This is a genomic window from Mycobacterium szulgai (assembly GCF_002116635.1).
Taxonomy (GTDB): domain Bacteria; phylum Actinomycetota; class Actinomycetes; order Mycobacteriales; family Mycobacteriaceae; genus Mycobacterium; species Mycobacterium szulgai.
The window spans coordinates 62,169-74,650 of record NZ_LQPW01000010.1 but is presented as its reverse complement, the minus strand read 5'-3'; the positions used below and the strand labels follow the sequence as shown (position 1 = coordinate 74,650).

Here is a 12,482-nt window from a genome sequence, read left to right as displayed (position 1 = left end):
AAAGGTGCTATCGCAGGCGATATCACGTTCGCGAGTTGGGTATGCCGCGGCGCCGTGGTGTTGGTGTGACGGCTGTGACCAACAGGTCTGTTACGTCTTGTCGTCGTTGTTCCGCGGGAAGCCGCCACCCTGCGGGAACAGCGGGAACACCACGTCGTCGAGTTTCTCGGCGTCACCGGCGGTTCGGTTGACCGTCGCCCCCCACACGTTGCCGTCCGGCGACATCCGCAACGCCCAGGCATGGGCGTGAGTGTCCTTGCGGACCACATCGGGCTCACCGGTGACCGCACCGGTCGACGGGGCGAGTCGGACCGCCACCGTCAGCTTGGTGTTGATCAGGTTGACCAGCACCGTGCCGTCCATGGCCGCACAGCCGGCCACGCCGGGCTTGTCCGGCCAGGTCCACACCGTGGACACCTCGGATTTCTTGGTGATGCGCTGCAGGCGGTCCGCGGTCGGCGTCCGGTCGGCGACATACAACGACCCGTCGACCGGATCGCTGCACAGGCCGCCGCCCGACCCGATTCCGGACAGCGCCGTCGTCGGCGGCGCCTGCCCAATGGTGGTGGGCTGTTCGATGCGCAGCACCTTGCCGGCCAGCGATTTGGGGTCGGCGGCCATCGCCGGGTTGCCCGCATCGCCGGTGAGCACGACCAGTGTGGTGGGGCTGGTGAAGATCAGCGCGCCGGTATTGCCGGTAGCGCCCTTGGGAATTCCGGTCAGGATGTCCTTCGGGACGTCGCCGTCGGCGATCCGGATGACCCGGTTGTCGGTGGGCGTGCTGACGTAGGCGTACATCAGCCGGTCCTGCGAGTACGTCGGCGACAACACGATGTCCATCAAGCCCCCGTCGCCGGACGGGTCGACCGGGATGACCAGCTTAACCTTCGGCTCGGCGCTGACGGAGATCTCCTTGACAGCGCCAGTGGTGCGCTCGGCGACCAGCGCGGTCTTGCTATCGATGCCCATGATCAGTCCGCTGGTGCTCTCTAGGCACCCCTGCATGACCCCGGGCGCCGGGCAGGCTTTGGGGAACGGCGTCGGCGGCAACGGCGGCGGCGGGGGAGGCGTCGAACTGGGCTGGGGCTTGAGTTCGGGGTTGGTGGTGAACGGCTGCGATTGGGCGTCGTTGAAGCGCGCGCAGCCGGTCGATACCAGCATCACCGCACACAGCGCAGCGAGCCCGGATCGAACCGAGCGCCTTATCCGCATGATCGACAGGCTACCTGTCGGTACCGGCGCCACACGTCGCGAAGTGGGCTAAGCAGCCGATTGTCGAGCGGAAGTCATAAGCGGGCACACCCGGCGACGGCGGCGACGGCGGCCGCGGCGGCGGTGGTGGTGGTGGCGGCGGTGGCGGCGGGGTCTCCAGCACCGGCGCCGGGCTCGCCGGCGGCAGTGGAGGCCACGGCGGCGGGGGTCTCTGACAACCACCGCGCAAGCCGGTCGTAGCGGCCCATCGGAACCATTCGGCGGGCGAACTGCGGATTTAACAGGCGGAAGCGCCGCTCAAATCCCCGATTCAGGCGAAAATGCCCTTACCCTGACACCCGTGACCAGTTCGAGTGACTCACATTGGCAGCGGCCGGGCGATTCCCCCGGCCCATCCGCCGGGCGGCCGGTCTCGGCAAGCCTGGTCGACCCCGAAGAGGACTTGACTCCGGCCAGGTTTTCCAGCGACTTCGGCAGCACCGGCACCGGAACCACCACGGTGATCCCGCCGTACGACCCGGCTAACTCCACCGCAGCCAGCGCGGTGTACAACATGCTCGACGCCCAGGAGCCGTTGCCATACGTCCAGCCGCAGGCCGCCGGGCGGCAGATTCCGGCCGCGCCCGCCGCCATCGACATCGACGAAGAGGAAGACCGCCTACGGGCCGCGGGCCGGCGCGGTACCCAGAATTTCGGTCTGCTCATCCTGCGGATCGGCCTGGGTGTGGTGCTGGTCGCCCATGGGCTGCAGAAGGTTTTCGGCTGGTGGGACGGCCAGGGCCTGACCGGTTTCCGGCACTCGTTGTCCGACATCGGCTACCAGCATGCCGACATCCTCGCCTACGTCAGCGCCGGCGGTGAGATCGTCGCTGGAGTGTTACTGGTGCTGGGGCTGTTCACCCCGTTGGCGGCCGCAGGGGCACTGGCCTTCCTCATCAATGGCCTGCTGGCCAGCATGTCGGCCCAGCATTCGCACCCCTTTGCCTACTTCCTGCCGAATGGGCACGAGTACCAGATCACGCTGGTTGTGATGGCCGTCGCTGTCATCCTGAGCGGTCCGGGCCGCTACGGTCTCGACGCGCGCCGCGGCTGGGCGCACCGGCCGTTCATCGGGTCATTCGTCGCGCTGCTTGTCGGCATCGCGGCTGGTGTCGCCGTCTGGGTGTTCCTCAACGGCGTCAATCCGCTCGCCTGACCTGGCCCTTTCACCGATAAGGGTTAGGCACCCGCCCGGCACTGGCCTCGGCCAGCTGCGGCAGCGTTGCGAAGGTCACCGCAGGCAGCCGCACTTCTGCGCCGCTCTTGAGCCGGGCGCGTGCCCAGGAGCCGCGGTGAAACCGCAGGCCGTCGATGTCCTCCCAGGCCACCGCCCGGCTGCCCAGCAGTGTTCGCACGGCCACGCCCTGATCGTCGGCGACCGTGCGCAGCCGCACGATCATCGCCGACAACAGCAGCGGAATCACCAGCAGCGGGGCACTCACCGGCCAGGTCAGGACGGGCACCAGCAGCCCCAGGGTCAAAAAGCCGACCGCTAAGTGTGCCATCGGCGACACCTTGATCACTACCGGCGCTTGAGTAGCCACCCTCGCATCATCGCATCGCCGCGATTCGAGCAGTCGCGGCATCGCGTGTGCGCTGATGGCGGCCGTCGACTGCGTGTCGTCGCCCTGGACGCACACCGAATGGTGTGTCCGAGTACGCCCCGGATTTGACGGCTGAGCTGTGCGAAGACTACCGTCGGACGCTATGAATACCGCCGGAAAGCCCGGAATGCTCGTAGTAATTTGTCGGCGCGTTGGTGCCTGACTAGCATTTCAAGCTATCCAGCCCAACGCGCAACCCTCGTGCAGCAAGAGCTGACGGGGGTTTTTTCTTGCCCAGGAACCCCAGGACCCACAAGGACGTGAAGAGGACACTGTGAGCGCTCCCACGAAGTCATCCAGCGAGCCGCAGGCAAACGGCGCGCCGAAAGCGGTGAAGCCCGCCGCGACGGCCGCGACACAGCCGAAACGCGTTGCGCCCGAGCAACTTACCGGTGCCCAGTCGGTCATCCGGTCGCTGGAGGAGCTCGACGTCGACATTATCTTCGGCATTCCCGGCGGCGCCGTACTCCCGGTGTATGACCCGCTGTTCGACTCGCAGAAGCTGCGCCATGTGCTGGTCCGCCACGAGCAGGGCGCCGGCCACGCCGCCAGCGGCTACGCGCACGCCACCGGCAAGGTGGGGGTGTGCATGGCCACCTCGGGTCCCGGTGCGACCAACCTGGTCACGCCGCTTGCTGACGCGCAGATGGACTCCATCCCGGTGGTCGCCATCACCGGCCAGGTCGGCCGCGGGCTGATCGGCACCGACGCCTTCCAGGAAGCCGACATCTCCGGCATCACCATGCCGATCACCAAGCACAACTTCCTGGTCCGCTCCGGCGACGAGATTCCCCGCGTGATCGCCGAGGCGTTCCACATCGCGGCGTCCGGCCGGCCGGGCGCGGTGCTCGTCGACATCCCCAAGGACGTCTTGCAGGGCCAATGCACCTTCAGCTGGCCGCCGCGGATGGACCTGCCCGGCTACAAGCCCAACACCAAGCCACACAACCGGCAGGTGCGCGAGGCTGCCAAGCTGATCGCAACCGCGCGCAAGCCGGTGCTGTACGTCGGCGGCGGCGTCATCCGCGGCGAGGCCACCGACAAGCTGCTCGACCTGGCCGAACTGACCGGCATCCCGGTGGTCACCACGCTGATGGCGCGCGGCGCCTTCCCCGATAGCCACCCACAGAACATGGGCATGCCCGGCATGCACGGCACGGTGTCGGCGGTGGCCGCGCTGCAGCGCAGCGACCTGCTGATCGCCCTTGGCACCCGCTTCGACGACCGGGTGACCGGCAAGCTCGAATCGTTCGCTCCGGAGGCCAAGGTCATCCACGCCGATATCGACCCGGCCGAGATCGGCAAGAACCGCCACGCGGACGTGCCCATCGTGGGCGACGTCAAGGCCGTCATCACCGACCTCATCGCGATGCTGCGGCACTACGAGATCCCCGGCAACATCGACATGACCGAGTGGTGGGAGTACCTCGAAGGCGTTCGGAAGACCTATCCGCTGAGCTACGGGCCGCAGAGCGACGGGAGCCTGGGCCCGGAATATGTGATCGAGAAGCTCGGTCAGATCGCCGGCCCGGACGCCATTTATGTTGCCGGCGTTGGCCAGCACCAGATGTGGGCGGCGCAGTTCATCAAGTACGAAAAGCCGCGCACCTGGCTGAATTCCGGCGGGCTTGGCACCATGGGGTTCGCCATCCCGGCGGCCATGGGCGCCAAGATCGCGCTGCCCGATACCGAGGTGTGGGCAATCGACGGCGACGGTTGCTTCCAGATGACCAACCAGGAACTGGCCACCTGCGCCATCGAGGGCATCCCGATCAAGGTGGCGCTGATCAACAACGGCAACCTGGGCATGGTGCGGCAGTGGCAGACCCTGTTCTACGAAGAGCGCTACTCCCAGACCGACCTGGCCACCCACTCGCACCGCATACCGGACTTCGTCAAGCTGGCCGAGGCGCTGGGTTGCGTCGGATTGCGTTGCGAGCGTGAGGAAGACGTGGAAGACGTCATCAACCAGGCTCGGGCGATCAACGACCGCCCGGTGGTGATCGACTTCATCGTCGGCGCCGACGCCCAGGTGTGGCCGATGGTCGCCGCCGGCACCAGCAACGACGAGATCCAGGCCGCACGCGGGATCCGTCCGCTGTTCGACGACATAAGCGAGGGGCACGCCTGATGTATCCGAAGACGCACACGCTTTCGGTGCTGGTCGAAGACAAGCCCGGCGTTCTCGCGCGGGTGGCGGCGTTGTTCTCCCGGCGCGGCTTCAACATCGAGTCGCTGGCGGTGGGCGCCACCGAGCAGAAGGACATGTCGCGGATGACCATCGTCGTCTCCTGCGAGGAAACCCCTCTCGAACAGGTCACCAAACAGCTCAACAAACTGATCAACGTCATCAAGATCGTCGAGCAGGATGAGGACAACTCGGTGTCCCGGGAATTGGCACTGATCAAGGTGCGGGCCGACGCCGGCACCCGCAGCCAGGTGATCGAAGCGGTAAACCTGTTCCGCGCCAACGTCATTGACGTTTCCCCGGAGTCGCTCACCGTCGAGGCCACCGGTAACCACGGCAAGCTCGAGGCGCTGCTGCGGGTATTGGAGCCCTTCGGTATCCGCGAAATCGCCCAGTCCGGAATGGTGTCGCTGTCCCGCGGACCGCGCGGCATAGCCACCGCCAAATAACACACAAGGAGAAATTTCACCGTGGCATTAGAGATGTTCTACGACGACGACGCAGACCTGTCGATCATCCAGGGCCGCAAGGTCGGCGTGATCGGCTACGGCAGCCAGGGGCACGCGCACTCACTGAGCCTGCGCGACTCCGGTGTGCAGGTGCGCGTCGGGCTGAAGGAGGGCTCGAAGTCGCGGGCCAAGGTCGAAGAGCAGGGCCTGGAGGTCGATACCCCCGCCGAGGTTGCCAAGTGGGCCGACGTGATCATGCTGCTGGCTCCCGACACCGCACAGGCCGAGATCTTCACCAATGACATCGAGCCCAACCTCAACGAGGGTGACGCACTGTTCTTCGGGCACGGCCTCAATATCCACTTCGATCTGATCAAGCCGCCGGCCAACGTCACCGTCGCGATGGTCGCGCCGAAGGGTCCCGGGCATTTGGTGCGGCGCCAGTTCGTCGACGGCAAGGGCGTGCCCGCGCTGATCGCGGTCGACCAGGACCCGACCGGGGAGGGCCAGGCGCTCGCCTTGTCGTATGCCAAGGCGATCGGTGGCACCCGCGCCGGCGTCATCAAGACCACCTTCAAGGACGAGACCGAAACCGACCTGTTCGGCGAGCAGGCCGTGTTGTGTGGTGGCACAGAGGAATTGGTGAAGACCGGTTTCGATGTCATGGTCGAGGCGGGCTACCCGCCGGAGATGGCGTACTTCGAGGTGCTGCACGAGCTCAAGCTGATCGTCGACTTGATGTACGAGGGTGGTATCGCGCGGATGAACTACTCGGTGTCTGACACCGCGGAGTTCGGCGGATACCTGTCGGGCCCGCGGGTCATCGACGCCGACACCAAGGAAAGGATGCGCGGAATCCTGCGCGACATCCAGGACGGGACCTTCGTCAAGAAGCTGGTCGCCAATGTCGAGGGTGGGAACAAGCAGCTCGAGGATCTGCGCAAGGAGAACGCCGAGCACCCCATCGAGGTCACCGGTAAGAAGCTGCGCGACCTGATGAGCTGGGTCGACCGCCCCATCACCGAAACCGCTTAGCCGAGGTGGCCGCGAAACTGTAGTTGGCGCGGGGCTTTTCGGCGTGTCGTCGCGCCAACTACAGTGTCGCGGTGCCTTCGGCGACCCGCACCACCCGACGGGCGAGGTGGTCCAGCGCGTCGGCCGTCGCCGAGTCGAACTCTTCGATGTTGTCGTGCGTCGACACCAGGCTGACCCCATACGGGTTACCGTCGACGAACTTCAACGGGTCGGTGTATCCCGGCGCCACGATAATGCCGCCGAAATGCATCAAGGTGACGTAGAGCGTCAGCAGCGTGGTCTCCTGGCCACCGTGCAGGGTGTTGGATGACGTGAAGGCCGCGTACACCTTGTCGGCGAGCTTGCCTTCGGCCCACAGCCCGCCCAGCGAGTCGAGGAAGTCTCGCAATTGCGAAGCAACAGAGCCGAACCGGGTGGGCGATCCGAAGATCACCGCGTCGGCCCACACGATGTCGTCGGCGGTCGCTGCCGGGAGATCTTTGGTCGCTTCGTAATTCGCGGTCCATGCGGGATTGTGCGCGAACGACGACGGGTCACGGGTTTCGGCGACGTGGCGCACCCGCACTTCGGCGCCCGCCGCCTCGGCCGCTGCGGCCACTCGTCGAGCCATGGTGGTGCCGTGGCCGGTGGCCGAGTAGTAGATGATCGCAAGTTTGGTCATGGGGTCAGCTTAGGCAGTTCGGCAATGCCGAACTCGTTGCGCAACAACGTCCGGGCTGCGTAATAGCCGGCCATACCGTGCACGCCGGCACCTGGCGGCGTGGCCGCCGAACACAGGTAGACCTTGGGAATCGGTGTGCGCCAAGGGTTTAGCCGTGGAGTAGGGCCCAAGGTTGCGCGCAACACCGAGGCTCCGCCCACCGCGATGTCGCCGCCGACGTAGTTTGCGTTGTGCTCGGCCATCCGCGCGGCGGGCACACTGCGCGAGGCCACCACGACGTCGCGGAAACCCGGCGCGAAGCGCTCGAACACCCCGATCACCGATTCGGTGGCATCGAGCGTGGATCCGGACGGCACATGGGCATACGTCCACAGCGGCCGCCGCCCGTCGGAGTCGATTCGGCCTGGATCGGCGAGGTGCGGCGAGGATGCGAGCACCATCGGCCAATCGGCATGGCGCCCCGCGGCGATGTCGGCCTCGGCGCGTGCCATCTGCTCGCGGGTGCCGCCGAGGTGCAGCGTCGGCGCGCGCTGCAATCGCGCATCCGACCACGGAATCTCATCGTTGAGCACAAAGTCCACCTTTGCCACCCCGGGACCAAAGGTGTAGCGGCGCAACGCCTTAGCGTAACCAGCCGGAAGCGCGTCGCGGTAGATGCCCAACAGCGCGGTCGGTGCCGTGTCGAAGGCCACCACGCCGCTTGGCGGATCGGCGATTTCGACACCAGACGTCAGCTCGCCGCCGTGGGCGCGCAGATCCGCGATCAGTGCATCGGTGATCATTTGGGTCCCGCCCACCGGAATCGGCCAGCCGACCGAGTGGCCGAGCGTCGCCAGCATCAGTCCGGCGCCCGCCGACGCCAGGGATGGCATTCGCGAAATCACGTGGGCGGCGACGCCGGTGAACAAGGCACGAGCATCCGCGCCGGCCAGCGCCCCCCATGCCGGAGTGCCTTGGGTCAGCATCCGCAACCCAAGACGCATTACCGGCAGCAACGATCTAGGCACCGACCGCTTGTCGCCGAGCAGGAACGCCACCACCGCTTCGGAGTCGGCCGCCAACGGCCCCAGCAGGCGCCGCCAGGGTCCGCCGTCATCCAACTCGGCACAGGTGCGCTGCAGATCCCGATAGGCGACGGCCGCGGGCCGGCCCGGCAGCGGGTTGGCGTACGAGATCTCCGGCACGGCCAGCGTCACGCCGCGCGCGGGCAGATCGAACTCGGCGAAAAAGGGCGACGCCAGCGCCAGCGGGTGCACCGCCGAGCACACGTCGTGTAAGACTCCGGAAAATTCGAAGTCGGCTTGGCTGCGGGCGCCGCCACCAAAGGTGGGCTGGGCTTCGACGACCTGCACTTTCAGCCCGGCTCGGGCACAGATTACGGCCGTAGCGAGGCCATTGGGCCCGCTGCCGACGACGGTCAAGTCCACCCCACGATTACAGCTGACTGAGCGGCCGACGGCGACCCGCCGCTACGCTGTTCGCGTGAACCTGCCTGTTGTGTTAATCGCCGACAAACTTGCCCAATCAACGGTTGCTGCCCTGGGAGACCAGGTTGAGGTGCGCTGGGTAGACGGGCCCGACCGGGAAAAGCTGCTGGCTGCGGTGCCTGAGGCCGACGCGCTGCTGGTGCGGTCGGCTACCACCGTGGACGCTGAGGTGCTGGCCGCGGCACCCAAACTGAAGATCGTCGCCCGCGCCGGCGTCGGGCTGGACAACGTCGACGTTGACGCCGCCACCGCCCGCGGTGTGCTGGTGGTCAACGCCCCGACGTCCAACATCCACAGCGCCGCAGAGCACGCCATCGCGCTGCTGTTGGCCGCGTCCCGGCAGATCGCGGCAGCCGATGCCTCGCTGCGTGAGCACACCTGGAAGCGCTCGTCGTTCTCCGGCACCGAGATCTTCGGCAAGACCGTCGGCGTGGTTGGACTGGGCCGAATCGGGCAGCTGGTCGCGCAGCGCATCGCCGCCTTCGGCGCCCACATCGTCGCCTACGACCCCTATGTGTCGTCGGCTCGGGCGGCGCAGCTGGGCATCGAACTGCTGCCGTTGGACGACCTGCTGGCCCGCGCCGATTTCATCTCCGTGCATCTGCCCAAGACCCCGGAGACGGCGGGCTTGATCGACAAGGAGGCACTGGCCAAGACCAAGCCCGGCGTCATCGTCGTCAACGCCGCGCGCGGCGGTTTGGTGGACGAGGCGGCGCTGGCCGAGGCGATCAACAGCGGCCACGTCCGGGCGGCCGGTCTCGACGTCTTCGCCAGCGAACCCTGCACGGACAGCCCGTTGTTCGAGCTGCCCCAGGTGGTCGTCACGCCGCATCTAGGGGCGTCCACGGTCGAGGCCCAGGACCGCGCCGGCACCGATGTCGCCGAGAGCGTACGGCTGGCGCTGGCCGGGGAGTTCGTTCCGGACGCGGTCAACGTCGGCGGTGGCGTGGTCAACGAAGAGGTGGCGCCCTGGCTGGATCTGGCGCGCAAGCTCGGGGTACTGGTTGCCGCGCTGTCCGACGAACTGCCGGTGTCGTTGTCGGTGCAGGTGCGTGGTGAGCTGGCCGCCGAAGAGGTCGAGGTGCTGAAGCTTTCGGCGCTGCGCGGCCTGTTCTCGGCGGTGATCGAGGACGCGGTGACGTTTGTCAACGCGCCGGCACTGGCCGCCGAACGTGGCGTGACGGCCGAAATCGCGAAGGCCACCGAAAGCCCCAACCACCGCAGCATGGTCGACGTGCGCGCCGTCGCGTCGGACGGTTCGGTCATCAATGTCGCGGGCACCCTGTCCGGGCCGCAATTGGTCGAGAAGATCGTGCAGATCAACGGTCGCAGCTACGACCTGCGTGCCCAGGGCGTCAATCTGGTGATCAATTACGCCGACCAGCCCGGCGCGCTCGGCAAGATCGGCACCTTGCTGGGTACGGCCGGGGTGAACATCCAGGCTGCACAGCTCTCCGAGGACACCGAGGGCCCGAGTGCCACCGTTGTGCTGCGGCTGGATCAGGACGTGCCCGAGGATGTGCGGTCGTCGATCGCGGCGGCAGTGGGCGCCAACAAGCTTGAGGTGGTTGACTTTTCGTGAGGCAGTGTTCATGAAATTAGCGGTGATCGGCGGCGACGGCATCGGCCCGGAAGTCATCGCCCAAGCGATCAAAGTTCTCGACGCGGTGCTACCCGGTGTAGAGAAAACCGAATACGACTTGGGCGCACGGCGTTTCCACGCCACCGGTGAGGTGCTCCCGGAGTCGGTGGTCCCCGAACTTCGTGAGCACGACGCGATCCTGCTCGGGGCGATCGGCGACCCCTCGGTGCCCAGTGGCGTCCTGGAGCGGGGTCTGTTGTTACGGCTGCGCTTCGAGCTGGATCACCACATCAATCTGCGGCCCGGCCGGCTGTATCCGGGCGTTAAAAGCCCCCTGGCCGGTGACCCCAAGATCGACTTCGTGGTGGTGCGCGAAGGCACCGAAGGCCCGTACACCGGCAACGGCGGTGCGATTCGCGTCGGCACTCCGAACGAGGTGGCCACCGAGGTCAGCGTGAACACGGCGTTCGGCGTCCGGCGAGTGGTCCAGGACGCCTTCGAGCGGGCCCAGCAGCGTCGCAAGCACCTCACGCTGGTGCACAAGAACAATGTGCTCACGTTCGCCGGATCGTTGTGGTGGCGGACGGTGCAAGAGGTGGGCGAGAAGTACCCCGAGGTCGAGGTGGCCTATCAACACGTCGACGCGGCCACCATCCACCTGGTCACCGACCCCGGCCGCTTCGACGTGATCGTCACCGACAACCTGTTCGGCGACATCATCACCGACCTGGCCGCGGCGGTGTGCGGCGGTATCGGCTTGGCGGCCAGCGGAAATATCGATGCGACCCGGACCAACCCGTCGATGTTCGAGCCGGTGCACGGCAGCGCGCCCGACATCGCCGGTCAGGGCATCGCCGACCCGACCGCTGCGATCATGTCGGTGGCGTTGTTGCTTGCCCATCTCGGTGAGCAGGATGCGGCGGCCCGGGTGGATCGGGCCGTCGAGGCTTACTTGGCAACTCGCGGGAGCGAACGGCTTGCCACCGGCGATGTCGGCGAACGGATTGCCGCCGCGCTCTAGTCTCCAGGCCCGGCGGTAACAGGCGGGTCGGCACCAAGGGCACCGCTGCCAGCGGGAACAAGCCGCACAGCCCCCAGGCCAGCGGGTAGGCGGCCGCGGTGATCAGCGCACCGAACAGCGGCGGTCCCGCCGCGGCCGCAAGCCGCTGCGTGGTGTTCTGGGTGCCCAGCGCCCGTCCGCTCCAGAACGGCCCGGCGTACTCGGTGATCGCGGTCGCTTCCAAGCCGTTGTCGAGCACCGCGATGACCGAAATAGCGACCATGAGCGCCACGTCGTAACGCGAACCCTGGTTGTCGACGAGCGCCAGCAAAAACAGGTTCACGGCGGCAGCGATCGCGATGATGCGAACCGGTCGCATGCGTGAGCCGACCCGGTCGGACCAGCGTCCGACGGCGATGCGGCCCACGGCGCCGAGCAGCTGCGAGATCGTCACCAAACCGCCGGCAGCCGCCACCGACCAGCGGTGGTGGTTCATCAGCCAGACCAGCATGAACGTCACGGTCACCGTCTGCGGCATCATCAGCAGCGCCGAAACCACGTGAATCCGCCACAACACCGACGAGCCGCGATAGGGACTGGCCAACTCCTCGACGCTGGCCGACTTCCGTGACTTGCGTGGTGGGTCGACGACGCCGATGACGCTGACCACCGCCGCAAGCGTGCATGCGACCGCGGGGAACATCAGCCCCGCGTGCGGGCTTCGTTCGGCAAGTTCGGGAATCACCAACGCGCCCAGGGCGATTCCCAGCGGCTGGGCGGTCTGGCGAACACCCATCGCCAGGCCGCGCTGGTGCGGCGGGAACCAGCCCGACACCAGCCGGCCTCCGGCACTGTTGCAGCTGGCCGCGGCCATGCCGCCGAGGAACAGGAATACGCCCATCAACAGCAGCGAATGAACTGACGCCGCGGCGTAGGTCGCGGCGGCGGTGAGGGCCGAGCCCACGGCCATGACCATCCGCTCGCCGACCCGATCCAGCACATAGCCCCAGCCGACCAGCGTGACCACCATGCCCCAGCTGGGCATCGACGACAGCAAACTGGCTTCGGTCAGTGAGGTGCCGCGCACCACTTTCAGTGCGGGGATCAAGAATGCGACGCCGTTGATGAACAGGAATGAGCTTGCCGTGACCAGCAGCGAAACGACCACGATCGACCAGCGTGCTCGCGCGGTGATCGGGTCTTTCGACATCCACCCATGCTCGCA

Annotated in this window: 11 protein-coding genes and 1 pseudogene; 6 read left to right on the top strand and 6 right to left on the bottom strand. The window is 66.9% G+C overall.

What is annotated here, in order from left to right; translation table 11 throughout:
- Positions 1-90 precede the first annotated feature (90 nt).
- A complete protein-coding gene (locus AWC27_RS02405) occupies positions 91-1,212 on the bottom strand; it encodes a PQQ-dependent sugar dehydrogenase (RefSeq protein ID WP_085669090.1) in 1,122 nt (373 codons plus the stop codon).
- Between the two features lie 74 nt (positions 1,213-1,286).
- Complete coding sequence (locus AWC27_RS29835; protein ID WP_169726693.1) at positions 1,287-1,460, bottom strand: hypothetical protein; 174 nt, start codon at positions 1,458-1,460, stop codon at positions 1,287-1,289.
- 92 nt (positions 1,461-1,552) lie between these two features.
- Between AWC27_RS29835 and AWC27_RS02395 the strand changes: the two genes are divergently transcribed.
- A complete protein-coding gene (locus AWC27_RS02395; protein ID WP_085669019.1) occupies positions 1,553-2,407 on the top strand; it encodes a DoxX family protein in 855 nt (284 codons plus the stop codon).
- Positions 2,408-2,417: 10 nt separating this feature from the next.
- Here the strand turns inward: AWC27_RS02395 and AWC27_RS02390 are convergent, their stop codons facing one another.
- The gene (locus AWC27_RS02390; protein ID WP_245846792.1) at positions 2,418-2,795 is read right to left on the bottom strand and encodes a PH domain-containing protein; all 378 of its coding nucleotides are present in this window, start codon (positions 2,793-2,795) and stop codon (positions 2,418-2,420) included.
- A 334-nt stretch (positions 2,796-3,129) separates the two neighbouring features.
- Here AWC27_RS02390 and AWC27_RS02385 point away from each other — a divergent pair, with 334 nt between their 5' ends.
- The 3 genes from AWC27_RS02385 to ilvC are packed head-to-tail and all read left to right on the top strand — an operon-like array spanning position 3,130 to position 6,527.
- Complete coding sequence (locus AWC27_RS02385) at positions 3,130-4,986, top strand: acetolactate synthase large subunit (protein WP_085669018.1); 1,857 nt, start codon at positions 3,130-3,132, stop codon at positions 4,984-4,986.
- Positions 4,986-5,492: an acetolactate synthase small subunit gene (gene ilvN / locus AWC27_RS02380; protein ID WP_085669017.1), complete on the top strand. Its 507-nt coding sequence runs from the start codon at positions 4,986-4,988 to the stop codon at positions 5,490-5,492. The genes AWC27_RS02385 and ilvN overlap by 1 nt, the downstream gene beginning before the upstream one ends.
- 33 nt (positions 5,493-5,525) lie before the next feature.
- Entirely contained in the window at positions 5,526-6,527 is a 1,002-nt protein-coding gene (gene ilvC / locus AWC27_RS02375) for a ketol-acid reductoisomerase (RefSeq protein WP_211281540.1), read from the top strand.
- 58 nt (positions 6,528-6,585) lie between these two features.
- Here the strand turns inward: ilvC and wrbA are convergent, their stop codons facing one another.
- Together wrbA and AWC27_RS02365 are read right to left on the bottom strand one after the other, a co-directional pair.
- On the bottom strand, positions 6,586-7,188 hold the full coding sequence (gene wrbA, locus AWC27_RS02370) for an NAD(P)H:quinone oxidoreductase (RefSeq protein WP_085669015.1): 603 nt from the start codon (positions 7,186-7,188) through the stop codon (positions 6,586-6,588).
- Entirely contained in the window at positions 7,185-8,615 is a 1,431-nt protein-coding gene (locus AWC27_RS02365) for a phytoene desaturase family protein (RefSeq protein ID WP_085669014.1), read from the bottom strand. The genes wrbA and AWC27_RS02365 overlap by 4 nt, the downstream gene beginning before the upstream one ends.
- Positions 8,616-8,670: 55 nt before the next feature.
- Between AWC27_RS02365 and serA the strand changes: the two genes are divergently transcribed.
- The gene (gene serA / locus AWC27_RS02360) at positions 8,671-10,257 is read left to right on the top strand and encodes a phosphoglycerate dehydrogenase (RefSeq protein WP_085669013.1); all 1,587 of its coding nucleotides are present in this window, start codon (positions 8,671-8,673) and stop codon (positions 10,255-10,257) included.
- A 10-nt stretch (positions 10,258-10,267) separates the two neighbouring features.
- Complete coding sequence (locus tag AWC27_RS02355) at positions 10,268-11,278, top strand: 3-isopropylmalate dehydrogenase (protein WP_085669012.1); 1,011 nt, start codon at positions 10,268-10,270, stop codon at positions 11,276-11,278.
- A gap of 133 nt (positions 11,279-11,411) precedes the next feature.
- Here the strand turns inward: AWC27_RS02355 and AWC27_RS02350 are convergent.
- A pseudogene (locus AWC27_RS02350) lies at positions 11,412-12,467 on the bottom strand (MFS transporter); the annotation flags it as partial.
- Positions 12,468-12,482 lie beyond the last annotated feature (15 nt).